The organism is Lysinibacillus sp. NPDC056185 (assembly GCF_047737915.1).
In the GTDB taxonomy this organism is placed as follows: domain Bacteria; phylum Bacillota; class Bacilli; order Bacillales_A; family Planococcaceae; genus Lysinibacillus.
This window is the reverse complement of sequence record NZ_JBLLLQ010000024.1, coordinates 1-16,994: the sequence shown is the minus strand read 5'-3', so window position 1 is coordinate 16,994 and position 16,994 is coordinate 1. Positions and strand designations below refer to the sequence as shown.

Annotated in this window: 25 protein-coding genes and 1 pseudogene; 16 read left to right on the top strand and 10 right to left on the bottom strand. The window is 33.3% G+C overall.

Annotated elements, in window-relative coordinates; all coding sequences use genetic code 11:
• Positions 1-41: 41 nt before the first annotated feature.
• From ACMZ42_RS19830 to ACMZ42_RS19795, 8 genes are all read left to right on the top strand, one after another.
• Positions 42-638 carry a class I SAM-dependent methyltransferase gene (locus tag ACMZ42_RS19830; RefSeq protein WP_415732497.1) on the top strand — a complete coding sequence of 199 codons (597 nt, stop codon included), beginning with the start codon at positions 42-44 and terminating at the stop codon, positions 636-638.
• Between the two features lie 21 nt (positions 639-659).
• Positions 660-1,235 carry a DNA-3-methyladenine glycosylase I gene (locus tag ACMZ42_RS19825; protein WP_415732496.1) on the top strand — a complete coding sequence of 192 codons (576 nt, stop codon included), beginning with the start codon at positions 660-662 and terminating at the stop codon, positions 1,233-1,235.
• A complete protein-coding gene (locus tag ACMZ42_RS19820) occupies positions 1,225-1,908 on the top strand; it encodes a DUF1963 domain-containing protein (RefSeq protein ID WP_415732495.1) in 684 nt (227 codons plus the stop codon). The genes ACMZ42_RS19825 and ACMZ42_RS19820 overlap by 11 nt, the downstream gene beginning before the upstream one ends.
• Before the next feature lie 52 nt (positions 1,909-1,960).
• Positions 1,961-2,161, top strand: a complete 201-nt coding sequence (locus ACMZ42_RS19815; RefSeq protein ID WP_402871711.1) for a hypothetical protein — start codon at positions 1,961-1,963, stop codon at positions 2,159-2,161.
• A gap of 247 nt (positions 2,162-2,408) precedes the next feature.
• Positions 2,409-2,699 (top strand): hypothetical protein, encoded by a 291-nt coding sequence (locus tag ACMZ42_RS19810; protein WP_370078660.1) that lies wholly within the window; start codon positions 2,409-2,411, stop codon positions 2,697-2,699.
• Positions 2,700-2,861: 162 nt separating this feature from the next.
• Complete coding sequence (locus tag ACMZ42_RS19805) at positions 2,862-3,251, top strand: hypothetical protein (RefSeq protein ID WP_370078662.1); 390 nt, start codon at positions 2,862-2,864, stop codon at positions 3,249-3,251.
• 69 nt (positions 3,252-3,320) lie between these two features.
• Positions 3,321-3,941 carry an NAD(P)-dependent oxidoreductase gene (locus ACMZ42_RS19800; protein ID WP_415732494.1) on the top strand — a complete coding sequence of 207 codons (621 nt, stop codon included), beginning with the start codon at positions 3,321-3,323 and terminating at the stop codon, positions 3,939-3,941.
• Positions 3,942-4,625: 684 nt separating this feature from the next.
• The gene (locus tag ACMZ42_RS19795) at positions 4,626-5,165 is read left to right on the top strand and encodes a S16 family serine protease (RefSeq protein WP_415732493.1); all 540 of its coding nucleotides are present in this window, start codon (positions 4,626-4,628) and stop codon (positions 5,163-5,165) included.
• Between the two features lie 97 nt (positions 5,166-5,262).
• On the opposite strand, the gene ACMZ42_RS19790 is transcribed toward ACMZ42_RS19795, so the two are convergent.
• Together ACMZ42_RS19790 and ACMZ42_RS19785 are read right to left on the bottom strand one after the other, a co-directional pair.
• A complete protein-coding gene (locus ACMZ42_RS19790) occupies positions 5,263-6,114 on the bottom strand; it encodes a hypothetical protein (RefSeq protein ID WP_415732492.1) in 852 nt (283 codons plus the stop codon).
• Between the two features lie 21 nt (positions 6,115-6,135).
• The gene (locus ACMZ42_RS19785; protein ID WP_415732491.1) at positions 6,136-6,522 is read right to left on the bottom strand and encodes a hypothetical protein; all 387 of its coding nucleotides are present in this window, start codon (positions 6,520-6,522) and stop codon (positions 6,136-6,138) included.
• Positions 6,523-6,724: 202 nt separating this feature from the next.
• Between ACMZ42_RS19785 and ACMZ42_RS19780 the strand changes: the two genes are divergently transcribed.
• Positions 6,725-7,090, top strand: coding sequence for a hypothetical protein (locus ACMZ42_RS19780; protein ID WP_415732490.1), 366 nt, complete (start codon positions 6,725-6,727; stop codon positions 7,088-7,090).
• Positions 7,077-7,715: an O-methyltransferase gene (locus ACMZ42_RS19775; RefSeq protein WP_415732489.1), complete on the top strand. Its 639-nt coding sequence runs from the start codon at positions 7,077-7,079 to the stop codon at positions 7,713-7,715. Before ACMZ42_RS19780 ends, ACMZ42_RS19775 begins: the two co-directional genes overlap by 14 nt.
• Positions 7,716-7,789: 74 nt before the next feature.
• On the opposite strand, the gene ACMZ42_RS19770 is transcribed toward ACMZ42_RS19775, so the two are convergent.
• From ACMZ42_RS19770 to ACMZ42_RS19755, 4 genes are all read right to left on the bottom strand, one after another.
• The gene (locus ACMZ42_RS19770) at positions 7,790-7,999 is read right to left on the bottom strand and encodes a hypothetical protein (protein WP_415732488.1); all 210 of its coding nucleotides are present in this window, start codon (positions 7,997-7,999) and stop codon (positions 7,790-7,792) included.
• 268 nt (positions 8,000-8,267) lie between these two features.
• Entirely contained in the window at positions 8,268-8,696 is a 429-nt protein-coding gene (locus tag ACMZ42_RS19765) for a GNAT family N-acetyltransferase (RefSeq protein ID WP_415732487.1), read from the bottom strand.
• Between the two features lie 351 nt (positions 8,697-9,047).
• A complete protein-coding gene (csaA, locus tag ACMZ42_RS19760; RefSeq protein ID WP_415732486.1) occupies positions 9,048-9,380 on the bottom strand; it encodes a chaperone CsaA in 333 nt (110 codons plus the stop codon).
• Positions 9,381-9,392: 12 nt separating this feature from the next.
• A complete protein-coding gene (locus ACMZ42_RS19755; protein WP_415732485.1) occupies positions 9,393-9,923 on the bottom strand; it encodes a hypothetical protein in 531 nt (176 codons plus the stop codon).
• A 181-nt stretch (positions 9,924-10,104) separates the two neighbouring features.
• Between ACMZ42_RS19755 and ACMZ42_RS19750 the strand changes: the two genes are divergently transcribed.
• The 3 genes from ACMZ42_RS19750 to ACMZ42_RS19740 all read left to right on the top strand — a co-directional run bounded on the left by ACMZ42_RS19750 (position 10,105) and on the right by ACMZ42_RS19740 (position 12,289).
• Positions 10,105-10,839, top strand: a complete 735-nt coding sequence (locus ACMZ42_RS19750; protein ID WP_415732484.1) for a polysaccharide deacetylase family protein — start codon at positions 10,105-10,107, stop codon at positions 10,837-10,839.
• 197 nt (positions 10,840-11,036) lie between these two features.
• A complete protein-coding gene (locus ACMZ42_RS19745; RefSeq protein ID WP_415732483.1) occupies positions 11,037-11,504 on the top strand; it encodes an NUDIX hydrolase in 468 nt (155 codons plus the stop codon).
• Positions 11,505-11,590: 86 nt separating this feature from the next.
• Positions 11,591-12,289, top strand: a complete 699-nt coding sequence (locus tag ACMZ42_RS19740; RefSeq protein ID WP_415732482.1) for a Type 1 glutamine amidotransferase-like domain-containing protein — start codon at positions 11,591-11,593, stop codon at positions 12,287-12,289.
• A gap of 57 nt (positions 12,290-12,346) precedes the next feature.
• Here the strand turns inward: ACMZ42_RS19740 and ACMZ42_RS19735 are convergent.
• Positions 12,347-12,664 (bottom strand): annotated as a pseudogene (locus ACMZ42_RS19735) (transposase); the annotation flags it as partial.
• 321 nt (positions 12,665-12,985) lie between these two features.
• Between ACMZ42_RS19735 and ACMZ42_RS19730 the strand changes: the two are divergent.
• A complete protein-coding gene (locus ACMZ42_RS19730; protein WP_402871669.1) occupies positions 12,986-13,279 on the top strand; it encodes a 3-isopropylmalate dehydrogenase in 294 nt (97 codons plus the stop codon).
• A 186-nt stretch (positions 13,280-13,465) separates the two neighbouring features.
• On the opposite strand, the gene ACMZ42_RS19725 is transcribed toward ACMZ42_RS19730, so the two are convergent.
• Positions 13,466-14,002 (bottom strand): methyltransferase family protein, encoded by a 537-nt coding sequence (locus tag ACMZ42_RS19725; RefSeq protein ID WP_415732481.1) that lies wholly within the window; start codon positions 14,000-14,002, stop codon positions 13,466-13,468.
• A 390-nt stretch (positions 14,003-14,392) separates the two neighbouring features.
• Here ACMZ42_RS19725 and ACMZ42_RS19720 point away from each other — a divergent pair, with 390 nt between their 5' ends.
• On the top strand, positions 14,393-14,683 hold the full coding sequence (locus tag ACMZ42_RS19720; RefSeq protein ID WP_415732480.1) for a DUF5316 domain-containing protein: 291 nt from the start codon (positions 14,393-14,395) through the stop codon (positions 14,681-14,683).
• A gap of 224 nt (positions 14,684-14,907) precedes the next feature.
• On the opposite strand, the gene ACMZ42_RS19715 is transcribed toward ACMZ42_RS19720, so the two are convergent.
• Positions 14,908-15,111, bottom strand: coding sequence for a YjcZ family sporulation protein (locus tag ACMZ42_RS19715; protein WP_415732479.1), 204 nt, complete (start codon positions 15,109-15,111; stop codon positions 14,908-14,910).
• A 269-nt stretch (positions 15,112-15,380) separates the two neighbouring features.
• Between ACMZ42_RS19715 and ACMZ42_RS19710 the strand changes: the two genes are divergently transcribed.
• A complete protein-coding gene (locus ACMZ42_RS19710) occupies positions 15,381-15,665 on the top strand; it encodes a hypothetical protein (protein ID WP_415732478.1) in 285 nt (94 codons plus the stop codon).
• Positions 15,666-15,808: 143 nt separating this feature from the next.
• On the opposite strand, the gene ACMZ42_RS19705 is transcribed toward ACMZ42_RS19710, so the two are convergent.
• Positions 15,809-16,114 (bottom strand): DUF3784 domain-containing protein, encoded by a 306-nt coding sequence (locus ACMZ42_RS19705; protein WP_415732477.1) that lies wholly within the window; start codon positions 16,112-16,114, stop codon positions 15,809-15,811.
• Positions 16,115-16,994 lie beyond the last annotated feature (880 nt).

Sequence of the window (16,994 nt, the reverse complement as noted above, 5' to 3'; positions counted from 1 at the left end):
GGCATAATTGATAAGTAAAAATGACAAGGGGGAAATTTGAAATGACGCTTATACAACGATTAATTGAGCAAGCTAAAAACCCAAGAGGATTCGTAGGCTCAATGATGTTACGAATTATGAATAAGGCACATAGTGGTATGAATACTTGGCTAATGAAATATGAAGCCATAAATGATGGTGATATTGTATTAGATATTGGCTGTGGAGGCGGAAAAACACTTCAATCCTTATCGAAAAGTAATCCGAGTGGTAAAATCTATGGTATAGACTTTTCTGCGCAGGCTGTCAAAGACTCCGTAAAAACAAATCAAATGGATGTAGCAAATGGAAAAGTGATCGTGACGCAAGCAAGTGTTTCAAGCATTCCGTACACAGATAAGTTTTTCGATACGATTACAGCGTTCCAAACGCATTATTTTTGGCCAGACTTGGCAAATGATGTGAAAGAAGTATTTAGAGTGTTGAAGGACGATGGTAAGTTTATTATAATTTCGGAGCTCTATAAAATTAATTATCATATGAAAGCCTATAAAACAAAACCTGAAATCAAGCAGTTATTTGAAAGTGTTGGGTTTCAAACCGTTACTATAAGGGAAAACACACAAAAAGGATGGCTTTGTATAACAGGGATTAAATGATACATAAAATGGAGGATATAAATGAAAAGATGTGACTGGGTAAAGTTAGATGAACCTTTATATGTTGAGTATCATGACAAGGAATGGGGTATTCCCGTCTATGATGATCAGCATTTATTTGAGATGCTCTGTCTAGAAGGGGCACAAGCTGGACTTAGCTGGTGGACAATTCTACAAAAAAGAGAGGGCTATCGTGCAGCTTTTGATCAATTTGATGCTTCGAAAATCATACTCTATACGGATGACAAGCTACAGGAGCTTCGTCAGAATTCTCGGATCGTTCGTAACAAGCTTAAAATTGCTAGTGTCGTGACGAATGCTCAAGCTTTTCTACGGATACAGGAGAAATATGGATCCTTCTCTGAATATATTTGGGGCTTTGTGGATCATCAGCTGATCATCAATGAATGGTCGTCCATAGCAGATGTACCTGCTACAACAGAAATTAGTGAACGAATGAGCAAGCAATTAAAAAAAGACGGCTTTAAATTTGTTGGAAGTACGATTTGCTATTCATTTATGCAGGCTACTGGGATGGTTAATGATCATGTCGTAGATTGTATTTGTCGCAGTGAGGGTTCAGTTAATGAAAATTGATGAAATTAAGTCACAGCTAGTGAGACAGGCAACAATCTTTAAAACAGGTGGGGTTAGACCTACACATGACATGCTAGAAAGCTGGATTGGCTATGTAGGATGGTCATTACCTGGAGAACAGAGGCCACAAGGGTTTCAGCCATTAGCGACATTATTTTTAAAGGACCTTTCTTTTGTGCCCGCATCACTAAAGCATATTGAGCTACTAACATTATTTATGAATGAAAAAATATTTGATCACCTCATAGAAGATGATTTAAGCCGTTTTTTTGAAATAAGAGCATATACATCTATAGAAGGATTAATCCAGCAAAATTGGCAGCATGACCGTATTCGCGCTTTCCCGCTTATTCCAAAACATATTGATAATGATTATCCGACATGGGATGGAGGAGGGATTCCATCTGATGTGGAGGATGAAATTTTGAGGTTAGAGCACGAGGAGGATTTTGAATACTTCGATGATATCGTAGAGGAAATATATGCCATACATAAAATAGGTGGCTATCCAGCTTTTTGTCAAAGTGGTCATGATTACGGTGAGGACTTTCCCTTTGTATTACAGATTGCCTCAGACGAGAAGGCATATTTCAATATCGTCGATAATGGAAATTTCTATTTCTTTTTTAATCCAGAACTAAAAGAATGGCGTGTTCATTGTGATTTTTATTAGCGGTAAAAGTATTTTAGATATATCCGTGTTGACATGATTAGGAGGAATAATGATGAGGAGGCAAACTTCCGAAATTAGAAGAGTAAAGAAGGTGAAGAAAATGGAAAACAAAACAGTTATAAAGAGCGGTATTAGTTTTGGCTCCGTATTGGCCATTACTATTTCTTGGAGTGTTAATCATTCGATATTATGGGCAATCATACATGGTTGTTTTAGTTGGTTGTATGTCATCTATTATGCAGCACGCTACTAACATAAATAATGACTAGCATGTGGAATCCAATCAAAGAAGCGGGATGAAGTTGAACCTGACGCTGTGCAATTGTTTAGCGATACATTGCATCATATACATACAATAGTGAATGTGTGCTATTCATAACATTTGAGCATTTAGCATAAATAACTAAGTGCTCTTTTTTCGATGAAAAGCTCATATTAAGAAAGATTGCTGACATCTTTCCATGTATCGTAGAAGAAAGGTTGATAGGATGACACATCAAGTGACCGCCACAAGCAATATTGATTTTAATGCTACAGGCGTTGATGAAATATTACAAAATGTAGCTTATATACTATCTACTTTCGTAATATCTTGCCCTTTTTACAGAGATTTTGGTTTAAAACTAGACACTCTTCCACCTTTCCAGCTTGTCAAAAGACGTAATACCGCACGTCTTTTGGAAAGCATTCAACGTTTCGTGCCACGAGCTATAGTAATAGATGTTGATTATGTTGGAGATGCATATGTAGGAAAATTAGAACCTGTTGTGAAAGTCATCGTAAACGAATAAACGATTAGGATGAATGTTGTCCCTTTGTCAGGCTATCTAAATGTTAGCCTGGCAAATATTATAAGGTTTATTAAACAAATAGTTCATACTGAGCCAGTGTGATTTATTCATTATTTAATATGATAAGCGTATTCTATTAAAAAGATGAAATGGAGTGAAAATATGAGAGGATTAATAAAAGGCCTTTTTATTTTATTTTCCTTGATGTTAGTAACTGCAGCATTGCTTAAGTATAATCAACCTTCATATGAAAGACCCATTCAAAAAAATCCCGATACAAATTATAGTGAAGAAATTGGTGAAAAATTACAAAGCACGAATTTTACACAAAAAATTATAGTAGCGTTACGAGCAGCAGGCTATTTTCCAGATAGTATGATTAGCTACTTAATTGAATCTCCAAATAATCAAGTAATGACTATACAATTACATAATCTGGATAAACTTGAAAAGAGTACAGAAAGCGAAATTCAAAATATCGTCAACAGTATTGCAGAAACTAATGATCTTCAACAGTTTCTTGTTAATATCAGACTTACTGATGTTCATTAACCACGCTAAGAAACTTCTAAATAGTTACAAAAAATTTGTATGCTATAATCAAGAAAAGAGGTGATCATAGTGAGAATTTTAGTTTTAGGTGCCACTGGGCGCGTGGGTAGCCATATTGTTTCCCTAGCGTTACGAGATGAACATAGCGTTACAGCTTTAGTTCGTCACCCAAATAAGCTACAAATAAATGATGAAAATTTACATATTGTACAAGGAAATGTTTTAGAAAAACAAGATATAGAAAATGTCATGGCGAATGTTGATATTGTGATGAGTGCATTAAACACAGATGGCACTAATACATTAACTGAAAGTATGCCGCTAATTCTTGATGCAATGGAAAAAGAGCGCGTAAAAAGAATTATAACTGTCGGAACGGCTGGTATTCTACAAAGTCGATTGACTCCAAGTATTTTACGTTATCAATCGAGCGAATCCAAAAGAAAAACAACTTTTGCGGCAGCGGAACATCATAAAGTTTATCATTTCTTGAAGAACTCTAATACTGATTGGACAATCGTCTGTCCGACATACTTACCTGATGGTGAATACACAGGTAGCTATCGTATCGAACGAGACTTTTTACCGGATGGTGGGGTAGAAATATCTGTAGCAGATACCGCAGAGTTTGCATATCAACAAATTCAGAGTAAGGAATATGTGAAATCGCGTGTAGGTATTGCATATTAGATTTTAAATAAGAAGAGGACAAAAAGAAACTGAAAAAAGGTTGGTAGAGCTTTGGAGGCGTTAATCGATAAGGATTAACGCTTTTTTTGTTGAAAGAATGATTACCTAAAAATAGGAATAAGTAACAATCAATTAGAAATGTTGATTGAACGCAAACTAAAGCTCTAATGGACTCAGTTGTTAAAAAGATGCTAGCTATAGAAAATGACTCATTTTTCGAATAAGAAGGATTCTCGGCGTATTTCTGGAATAAATAAACTGAGATGTGAAATTACATGTAATGTCTTAAAGTTTGAAAATAGACGAATATTAAAGTAAGGAGTGGATAATATTTCTAATCGTAAAAGAAGTTTGCTTTATATCGTGACTATCTTTTTAATATTTCTTTATTATGGTGTAATTTTATTTTTGTATCTTCAAGACGTGATAGGTGGAATTTCTTTTGTTGCTATACTCTTGATTAATTTTATCATCTTATTAATAGCTCGGATCTTACTGAGAAACAAAATATATAAAAGAAAAATCACGCTCGCTACTTGCATGATGTTCTTGCTGTTTTGCTTCGAATTGCCTCTTATATTTTATGAAGGAACTTCTCATGTCGCATACATATACACTGAGCCATTAAATGCCAAAGGTAGTGAAATCTATTTAATAGGCGTAAATAGAGTAGATTTTCAATTAATGGAGAGTATTCAATCTGTTGAAGATCTTTTAAATAAACAGCAAGTTCCTTTTATAAATGTGGATGAAATTACGAATTTTGTTCTGTACAAGAGCAAAAATCAGCAAATATTAAAGTGGCTTCATCTTCAGAAGGATGAAGTAGAGCAAATGAAAGACAACGTTAATTATTATCTAGGTAAAGAAGATGTACGTATTAATGAATTTTTTAATCAGGATAATATTGGTGGAAATAGTGCTGGGTTAGGGCTAGCATTAACAGGACTCATTATACGAGGCGATTTACAAAACAACGTAGCCATTGCAGTGACTGGGGCAATAAGCGAAACGGGTGACGTCTTACCAATAAGGGTACTAAAAGAAAAAATGCTAATCGCAGAAAAATACGGTTTACCGTTTATAATTATTCCCACTAAAAATGCAGAAGAAGCCGCACAGATTCAAAAGGAACAAAATATCGACATAAAAATTTTGGATGTGTCTCATATTGATGAAGCTGTTCAACTAATTAATGAGATGAACGATAAACTAAATGAATAAAAGGCGTCTTATGACGTCTTTTCTTTTCGCCCATAGGCTAAAAAATAAAGTCACCTTCAAAAATGAAAGGTGACCTCCCCAAAAAGATATGGACGAATCATACATTTTTCTTTGCCATTCTGGTTAATTGTTGATAAATAACATCTTGATAGTTTACGTCTCGCCATAATGTAATAACATCCAATTCTGTGAGTTCTTGAAGGCTGCTTTGCATGAATTCATAAGCGATAAAATAAGCTAAGCGATTAAAACCAAATCGTTTACCTCCATTAATAGAGAACCATTCAAGAAACACTGCTCTTGCATCGAGCGAAGTTACATCGCTTAAAAACTCTTCAATAATTATTTGTTTATTATTTGAAGCAAATGTTAGCCACTCTAAGTCTTCTTCAAATGCAAAATATTCATCTTTCCTCGCACTTACCACCTTTGTAGAAAAATGCGTTGCAATGCCTTCCTGTAAAAGCCAAGTGAATGGGCTCTCCCAGTCTACCATTGCCCAATTAATACCTCTTTTTTCGGATAATAAATGGTGTACAGCGTGCCCAAACTCATGAGCAATAATAATTTGTAAATGGCGATCTAGAGGGGAAAGTTTCTCTAAGCAAAATGCAATTTCTGGTATGAACTGTCGGTAAGTAAAAGCATTACTGCCATATAAACCTACAATCAGATGTACATCCTTTGTAAATGTAATATCGTACATCTGTTCAAAGTCCCTTGCAATATCACGAATAAGCTTAGGCATTTTATCTTTTATTTCAATTAACGCTGAAATCTTTTCCTGGTGCTTTGGAATAGCCATTTTCATTTTTTCATCTACATTATGGCAATGAAATCGAAAGTATTCTTCAAAATGGCTCGCATGCTTTTTATAATATTTCTTTAAATAATCAATGGTAGGCACATAATTATCGGTAAAATCTGTAACTGTATTATGAATGAACATATTCGTCTCCCTTCTAGTAAATTAGCCCTCAGATAGTACTAAATATCGTTTAACCACATTGTCATATTTCACGATGAAAATATCATCACGTTCTTTTACAGAATAAATTTTTGTACCAATGGGTAAAAGGTTAGCTGTACCATTTTTAAAATCTTCAGCTTTAGTTGCATTAAATTCTATCTCACCAATATTTTTATCTTCATTGACTTCAAGTTCATCAATCCATTCTATATTGGTTTTTAAAATGTTACCGTTCCATTGAAAAATATCTGCTTGGTTGTCCAATCTTAAAACTTCTGCTGCATCAGGTTTTTTAGATTTAATAGTAGCTACTGTGCCTTTTTCATTACAACCAACTAAAAATAAACTAAACAATACCACAAATAATAAACAGGATTTTTTCTTCAATAAATTTCACTCCCAAATTAATTTAGCTGATATTTACAGTTTAATGGAAAAACTGGCAGAGGTAAATATTACAAACCTCTTAAATGTTTGCGGTGAAATAATGGAAATTAAAGAGAAGGATGATTGACAAGGTGTATACATTTGTATACAATCAAATTGAAACGAAGTGTATGCAAATGTATACATTGTGAGGAGGATAAAAATGAGAAGCGAAAAATTTAAGGAATTTAGAGAAGAGGGACATCATCGTGGAGGACGTCATAGAGGAAGAGACGGCTCTCAACAACGTGGAGCTAAAACTTTCCGACGTGGAAGAGCCATTGCTTTTTTAGAAATGATGAATCTAAAGCGTGCAACGATTAAGCAGCAATTAGAACAACCGGAGTTTCAATCTATTCAGCCAATATTAGTGGGTGAATTAAAAGCCATTGATATGGTCATCAATGAGTTCATTCAATTATTTGAATTACACGAAACCGAAACGATGGCTACATCCGACAGTCAAGAAGATGATGAAAAATCTTTAAATCATGATGAGGAAGGGAAGAACCTGAATGAAAATAATTAATCATTACATTGATTCCGTGTTTCATAACGAAGACTCGATTTTAGAGGAGGTCATTATATCTATTGAAGAAAACGGAATGCCCGCCATTTCCGTTTCAGCTTCCTCTGGAAAACTTTTAACAATGCTTGTCTCAATGACAGGAGCTAAAAACATTCTTGAAGTAGGGGCTCTCGGTGGATATAGTGGAATTTGTTTAGCTAGAGGGTTCGGCAGTGATGGAACATTAACTTCTCTAGAATTAGAGGAAAAATACGCACAGTTAGCTTACAGTAATTTATCGAAGGCGGGTTTTGGTGAACAAGTTACATATATAACAGGACCTGCATTGCAAAGCCTTGAAAAGCTAGTGCAAAGTAATGAACGATTCGATTTTTTCTTTATCGATGCTGATAAGGATAATTATGAAAACTATTTAAATTACTGTGTACAACTAGCAAATCCTGATGCGATCATAGTTACTGACAATGTGCTTGCTGCAGGAAGTGTGGCAGATCCAACTGCCAAACCAAAACGATATACGGAAATAATGAAGAAATTCAACGAAGCAGTAGCGAACCACCCTCAATTAGAGTCGATCATTATTCCAATTGGTGATGGTATGACACTTTCAAAAGTGAAGAAATAAGCACCATATTGATACGAGAAGGCACTGACGGACGAATACATGTTAGTGCTTTCTTGCTTAAAACTTTTCATAGCCTACATAAATAAATAATTGAGTACCCATCCGGCAATCCCAACTATAATTCCTACAATAATTAAGACAAGTCCATTCTTCTTAGCATGATAATCACTTCTTAAAACGATGCCCATACAAATGGCCATAATACCACAAAATAATTGAAAAAAGAAAAGTGCAAACAAAGCATTTAACCTGAGTAGGGATTTACAGCTTTTTTCAGTTTCCACAAAAATTCCTCTTTTCATCGTTATTTATACATATCATTTTATTGGAAAATTCTGTTTAAGTACATAATTAATTTGGATATTATCAGTTGTATAAAATAGGGGATTCAAGGTAAGTTTCGTGCTTAATTACAAAAAAGACTGAAGTCAAACTTGTTGTTATAAGTTTGATTTCAGTCAGATTTCACATTTAACTATATCGATTTAACTTATCTGAAATGTTTCTAAGTATTTCAGTTTGCTCCTGTGGAAGGGAGGGCAATTTCTCTTGTTACTTCAATCCAAGATGTAATATTGGATAAGGGCGGCCTGAACTATCTGTTGGTTCTTCACTGACAATCGTGAAACCATTTTTTAAATAAAATATCTTTGCATTTTCATTGTCTTTATTAACATCAACAGACCTTATATTAAAATCTTTAATGAGTTGTTGTATTATTTGTTTTCCATAACCTTTTCCTATTTCAGTAGGTTCTAAAAACAGCATTTCTAAGTGCTGATTATTGGTGCCTGAAAAACCTATCAATCCATTTTCTATAAACCAAAGTCTCACATCAAGATGTGGGAAATACATAGGAATTTCCTGTTTAATGTCTTCCTTATCTTTTAAACTTAAAAAATCGTGGGTTTTGGAAACGGATCTATCCCAAAGATTTATAATAGTTTCATAGTCATTAGTTGTTGCTTGTCTGTTAATCATAATGTTCTCTCCTTTTTCTCTTGATTATCAGGCTCCTTTCTATTTTTTATTTGAAGATTTTAATGATGTAACACCAATCAAAATAAATTTTCATTTTCTATGATCCTCTCGATTTAGGGGATTTGTTCTACTTACAATTTATATGTAACAAAAATTGTAACATGTGGTACTAGATGTTACAAAATAATAAAAGGGCCACACATTCGTGACCCTTAGTATCAAGTCAGGAGGTGTAAGGCTAAATTAGCTTTACATTATTAAATATATGATGTTGATGTAATTTAAATTAGATTTTGTGCCTGTGAAATAGATTCATAAAAAAATTTAATATTAAATCATAAAATCCTAAACTTAACTAATTTTAGTTCCGTTTGGTACAGGCTGATCAGGAGCTAATAAAATCACATCTCCTTCTACAGGAACTCCGCCAATCACTAAAACTTCAGATTTAAAGCCTGCTACACGACGCGGTGGGAAATTAACAATCGCAACTACTTGCTTATTAACAACTCCTTCTGGCGTATAGCGTTTAGTAATTTGAGCAGAGGATTGCTTGATGCCAATATCTTCTCCAAAATCAATTATCATTTTAATAGCAGGAACCCTTGCTTTCGGAAGCTCTTCCGCTTGGATAACTGTCCCAATTCTAATATCAAGGTTTATAAAGTCTTCTATAGTTGCCATAAAAAATACCCCTTACTTTTCAATTTGTATAAAGTCTTGTAAATTTTTTTCGATGAAAATATTTATTTTTTCTATAGTAGCTGGATAAATGTTTTCGAATATTGCATATAGCGATTCAAATGATGCATGGAGCTCTTTGTTTTGATCTAATTCTTCTCGAGTGATTGTAAAATTCTCTAATGTAGTAGGGTGATTATGTTGTTTTAGTTCCTGTTCAATATTTTCAAGGAGTAAAAGAAAAGATTCATCATTAAAATACTTAAAACAGGCTTTGAGAGCTGCCCATTTTTTAGACTGTGCCATGAAATAAGCACTCCACCAATAAAATTCGATAAGAGATTTATTAATATGGTTATAATAAACATGAAACATAAATAATGCTCTTTGACCTTCTGTAAGTTCCTCATAAAAACGTTCTTTTACACCGATATTAGTTTCTTCAGACATTCTTACCTTATAAATCTTAATGAGCGGTTCGAAACACCTTTGACTTAAACTGGAGCAATTAAAATCTAAATCCTCTTTCTTTACACTTATTATCAAAATAATCACACTCCTTCCAAATAATATAACATTTTTAGGATTAGAATGTGCAGCGTTATTTATATTCATTTTGGATTGTTATTGGTTTTATATACAATTAAAAGAACAAAAATAAAAGCATTTTTTACTTTAAACCTCAAATAATAATGATTAGAAATAATTATTTGCAGGAGGTGAAAACTTGAGGAAATACTATCTGCTGATTGGTTTATGCTTTTTCGGGGTATTTTTATTTTTTGTAAATGAAAAATCTTTTGCAGACAAGGGAAGGAAGTATTACGAAGAGGCAGGACAAATTTTGTGGGATATTAATACGGATGAAAAAGTAATCGCCTTAACCTTTGATGATGGTCCTCATAAAAAGTACACACCTGACATTTTAGATATATTAGACAAGTACAATGCAAAGGCTACATTCTTTATTGTGGGTGAAAATGCAGAAAAAAATCCAGAGCTCGCTTTACGTATACATGAAGAAGGTCACGAACTAGCCATTCACACATATACGCATCCTTTTAGAACGAATGTTTCCAATTTGATGAAAGAAATAAAACAAACACATGCAACAATTTATGGTATTACAGGTTATGTCCCTGTTTTATTTAGACCAGTTGAAGGCCAATATACGGATTCCATGATTGATGCAATAGCAAAAGAAGGGTATAAAGTTGTCATGTGGTCATGGCATTTAGATACATTTGATTGGAAAAGTCCTGGAGAAAAGAAAATTGTCAATACTGTTTTAAAAGGTGCTAAGCCTGGAAGTGTCGTGTTATTTCATGATGGCGGTGGAAATCGTGAGCAAACTGTGAAAGCATTAGAAAAAATCTTACCAGAGCTTGAAGAGCAGGGATATAAATTTGTAACGATTTCTGAGCTACTCGAGATTCAAAAGTTAAGTAATAAGGATGGATAATAAATATAGGCAGGGCTCAGTTTTTTTATGTGATCTGAGCCTTGCTTTTTTGCATTATTGAACCCTGTATATTTATAATTGGAGAAACAATGTAAAATAAGGATGTTTATGGTTATTTCGCTTTTTAATGGGCTGAAATAGTAAATTGTGAAAAAGAATGTTTTAGGAATCTACAACAAGGAAAGAAGGTATCAATTATGAATGATTACATTAAAACGATGAGACAGATGATCGGGCATGAAACTCTATTGACTATTGGCTGTGGAGCAATAATTGAAGATGATAGGGGACGTATTCTTTTACAAAAAAGGACTGACGGTGATATTTGGGGAATCCCAGGAGGTATCTTGGAAATCGGAGAAACTTTTGAAGAGACCGTTAAAAGGGAAGTCTTTGAAGAAACGAATCTTATTCTGAACGATATAACATTGTTTGGATTATATTCTGGTAAAAATGGTTTTGCAGAGTATTCAAATGGAGATAAAGTATTTAGTGTTCAAATAATTTTTTACTCAAGCGATTATAAAGGTACTTTACTAATCAATGATGAAAGTAGCGAATTGTACTTTTTATCGAGAGATGAAATACCTTTAAATCTTAATCCTCACCAATCCTCATTTATTAAGGATTGGAGAAATGGTATACCTACACCAATAATAAAATGAAAAAGTTCTTAATCCAATGGGTGCGTTTCCTCTAGAAGTTTTATATAATTAGAAAATACAGTATTTTCAAAAAGGGGTGGGGGAAGATGAAACAAATTATTGCATTAGGAGGAGGGGGCTTTTCTATGGAGCCTCATAATCCATTATTAGATACATATATTTTACAGCAATCTAACAAAGCCAATCCAAAGATTTGCTTTATACCTACTGCAAGCGGAGACTCGGAAAATTATATTGCAAAATTTTATTCTTTCTTTAACTCACAACAATGTATTCCGTCCCACTTATCACTTTTTTCTCCTCCAACTCGAGATTTAGAAAGTTTTATTATGGAAAAAGATATTATTTATGTTGGCGGAGGAAATACTAAAAACCTTTTAGCTTTATGGAAAGAGTGGTCGTTAGATAGCATTTTTAAGACGGCATGGCAAGAGGGAATCCTTTTAACAGGCATAAGCGCTGGTTCAATTTGTTGGTTCGAGGAAGGAATAACGGATTCATTTGGAGGAGAATTAGAGCCGATATTATGTTTAGGTTTTCTCCCAGGAAGTAATTGCCCTCATTATGATGGAGAAATCAATCGAAGACCTGCTTATCATAATTTGGTTAAAGCTAATAAACTCTCATCTGGAATTGCCGCTGATGATGGAGTAGCCGTTCATTTTATCGATCAAGAAATACATAAAATCGTTAGTTCAAAACCTAATGGTAAAGCATATAAGGTATCCTTGGATAATGATATCAATGAGGTAGAGTTAGCTGTAGAATATTTAGGAAGTATATAACAACTTCAAAAAATAAGCTTTTTCAAGAATCAGATCTTGAAAAGGCTTATTTTCATTCATACGGGAATAAGACGCTTCAGAAGGCACAACATCCGAAACAAGAAACCCACAATCTAAACGGAATAAAGGATCATTGACCAAACGTTTGATTAAATCCTTGATCGTTGGAATACGCTCGACAATACGAATAATCAGTGATTGAATCATCGCACCATAGTTTAGTTCACGTGGGGCACCACGCAATGTCCTTTTTAAAAACAACTGAAAAATCGGTTGTACGTCGAAAGTGGCAAAAATCGCATCGAAACGACGGGAACTTTCCATTTTCAATAATTCTTGGATGTCAAATAGGCTCATTTGTTTTACAATAGTCATAGGGCATTCACCTCATTCAGTATGGTTTAGTTTAGACGCTACCATTATACCGAATTTGGGGAGGTGCCCGTTTTTTATTGTATCGGAACCCCTGATGCTAAAGGGATTAGAATTATGAAATTAACTCAAATAGTAATAATTAATTAGGTTTAAAAAAGACAAGTTTGTGAAGAAATCTACTTAAACTATAGGGGTGCTTTACTTGAAGAACATTGAGTTGCATTAGCAGCCCCATTTTTTCTTATTAAACTATCGGAGCAGAATAATTCAATAAAGTTTTAGTTTTAGTGGTAAAATATGTTTATAATAGGAGGGATTTAAATGGCTAATTTTTTATTACCACTTATGGGAGTTTTTATCGTTATTGCAAATATCATTGGCTTTATATTCTACAAAAAAAAGAAAAATTTATATTCTGCTGCTTTTACAATATTGTTATCAGCAGTTTTCTTTGGGGCAATCGGTGGTGCATTAGCAATATTTATTATTCGTGATGCTTTTGCAGTATTTTACGGAATGCAACTAGCACAATATTTATTATTCAATAGTATCATCGTTTTCATTATTGCAATTTTAGTAACTATAATAAAAAGATATAACAACAGAACAACATAATTCACGACTATATTCAACTAACGGCTGCTTAGTTAAATATTCGATTTTCGAAATATCAAACATAAAAACAGAGTTGATTCTACACATTTTGTAGATTAACTCTGTTTTTATGTTTTAACAGCAACAATCTTTTAGAAAACAGCCTAAAAATAAGAGGCAGATTTAATCTACTTTATCCTAAAATCTCTAGTATAGAAACGGAATAATTCGCCAAGTATTGGACTGATATTGTTTGTATTGTTCACCAAACAATGTAACAAGAATTCTCTCTTCAATTTTTATACGATACGAATACGCAAGGAAAAATAAAATGATATTTATAATAATGGCAATGAACGAAGATGAAGATATAGCAAATCCTAAAAAGGTCAAAAAAGACCCTAAATAACCAGGGTGGCGAATATATTTATATAGACCGTTTTGAATTAACTTATGTTCCCCCTGCATTCCGACATTCCTACTGTAAAATCTCCCTAAGATTTTCATTGAATAAAATCTTATCCATACACCAACTAGCCCGACAATAACACCAAAAAACAGCAATGAATTAATCTTATTTATTGTAAAGAAATAAATAATCTCTGGAATGGTTAACATCAAGGCTAAAACTACCCCGATAAAAAAACTAGAACCAAGATTTCGTTTTTCTTCTTTAATAGGTGAACTTCTATAAAATTCTAATAATAAGTAAAGAAAAATAGGTAAATATGCTATGAAAAACATGATTCATTTTCCTTTCAATAAAAGTATCTTATGATTAACTCATTATCCCTTCAGAAATATCTAATTGCTCTTCCTTGTTTGATGCTGTCAAAACAAGTTAAAACTAGCCAAAATGCTTATTCAACTAACCTGCTTCGTTCGTTGAATAGCAACCATCCTTATTTATGATATTTGTGTTGGTTATTATTCTTTGTGTGGGTAATCTATTTTAAAAATCCTTTTGGCATAAAAACGTAAAGAAGTACATATACAACTATAAATATTTGGCTGGTACTATCTCCAAAGCCAAACACTGTCACTCCTAAAATTGAAAAGAAAATTAAGCAATGATTACAAAAGTGAAACAAAGTATGGTAATCAAACGTAAAATAAGGATAGGGGGGATTTGAGGTGAAATATTTACTAATTGGGGTTTTCTTATCACTTTGCGGTGTTTTGATCTCGATGATGTTGTGGGGAATGGAAAAGATTTATTTAGTTTCAGGCACGGTTGGCTGTATCTTCATTGTCATTTCAATGATTTTTTCAGGGTCCATGGTTAGTGGGGATCGGATGAGAGCAAATTTTGCTACCGAAACAACAGAACATCGGGACGAACGCAATAATATTACTTTACATTCCTTATACATTGCTTTACCAAATATTATTGTAGCGGTTTTATTTTATTATTTAAGTAAATGATATTGAATGGAAAGAAAAGTTGAACAATCTAAAATAAAAGGTCACTCGGACAAAAGTGACCTTTTTGTTTTCACTGTAGTATGTTAGGCTGGTTAGTTATCCTACTATTACTAGGTATTTGATATTTAGTAACAGAGGTTATGGAAATGATTAATTGTGACAATGATAAATAGCATTAACTTTATTCATTATAGATCTGAATAGAATCTAAAGTACTGGAAAAATTAATACATGAATGTTGTACCAACAATAATTAAAAGAATGAATAGAACTACAATTAATGCGAATGCTGAACCATGGCCTCCGCCATGTCCATAGTAACCGCCACCGCAGCCACCGCCGTAGCCGCCGCCGCCGCCATAGCCACCACCGTAACCACCGTAGCCACCGCCACAACAGCTACCAAAATTTCCGCCGTAATATCCCATGAAATATCCCTCCCTTCTACAATCTATAATATGTCTAGGTCTAGAATGGAGGGGAGGTATTCATCTTGGTTTTACTCAGCTTGAATTAAAAATCCGGAAAATTAATGATGAGGAATTACTCAATTTCAAAAAGGGAAAGGGATAGCTTGAATAGTGTTCCACGAAATTTTGAAAACTCTGTAAGTAACATTTTTACAGAATAATAAAATTGAAACTATTACAAATGTCAATCGTATAAAATAAGATAGGCTCTAGGAGGTGTTTATACTATGTCGTTTATTGGATGGGCTATTCTAACTTTTTCAATTGTCTGTTATTTACCTTTCTTTATCTGGCTTTCTGCTAGTTATCTAAATAACGGTGATCAATCAAAAAGAAAGAATAATTATTGGTTATTGTTGATGTCAGCTGGATTATTAAATTCTTTGAATACTTTCTTGTTTAAGATTCAAGATACATATTTTTTAGCAGTAACAGTCATGATCATTTTATTATTTAGCCTTTACATGTTTTTCATTGTTCGGAAAGATAAAAGAAAAGTATCGTTTAGATAAAAGTGGTGGAATGACTAACGAAATGTTTTAGAATTACACATGGCATAAAAATGTTCCCCTTGAAGTAGACAATGTTGTCCGTGTCTAAATTCAAGGGGATATTTTTATAATTTCTATAAAGGTCTTCGTTTTAAAGACTCTTTTTAAAGTGGCTTATTTATAATTTGTTTCCAGACCAAAGTGGCTACTGTTCCTACACATATACCAACCGCATATAAAATGCCACTAATGAGACCCCAAAATTCTAGTCCAAAAGGTAATAGAAAAGTAGCGATACCTACTATGTATGAGAAAACACCAAATAGCTTAGCCAGTTTATCTTTATCAGCAATAAAACTTTCTTCTTGGTAACCTGCGATGAGCCACAGTTTCTTTTTTATATGGATCAGATAACCCATGAAAATAATAATGAATGCAAGAACAATACAAGTAATATATCCAGCAATCATTTTCGTCACCTCATTTATATTAGTTCTAATAAATATACGAATATAATAAGAAAAGGTTTTCCAAAATATTACTGAAGGTGTCTATAAGATCGCTACAGTCAAATTAAACGATGGAATTACAAAATAATATAAGAGTGACATTAATCTAAAAAAGACTTCAAGGGGAAGGGATGGATATAAAAGCCACAAAGTTATTGTATGTGGAACTTATGTCGGGAAGTACATTGAAGAAAATTCCATCATACAAAATCTGAGATAACTCATTGGATCATGCTTATATTTTTATCAGTACAGTTATGAAAATAACAATGAAAGATAAATAAATAAGGGTCACTCGAACCAAAGTGACCCTAAACCACAAACTAGGAGGTGCAAAGCTAAGTTAGCTTTACACTATTATTAATATGATTTAGTAGCTATGTTTGTATAGTGAAATGCCTGACAATTAGATTAAAAAAATAATAATCTACAGGTACAGTTTCAAAATTTTGTATCAATCATTTTTTCTACATGCTCTCCTTATTTATTTTGAGACAATATAAGTAATAAGCATAGCAGGATAATAAAGTGCTATTAGACTAAAAACCTCCTAACATAAAGTTGTCTATGTATGAAGCTAGTCAAATGCAACTTACAAATATGAAGGCTTGTTACAGATTTTCCGAACGAGAAAGCCTATGCAGGGTGTAGCCCGTCTTTAGACATGGGATAAAAGTGAGGTCAGACATGAGGTAACTATTGCTACCTTAATTGTCTGAAAGGGTGTTATATTTCATGTATAGACAAGTAAAAGTCTATAAAACACGCTCGTTCATTGAAAATTGGATATTGTATGCGGTTCGATAGCCTAATTCATGCTATCGGTAAAACAATATGTGTC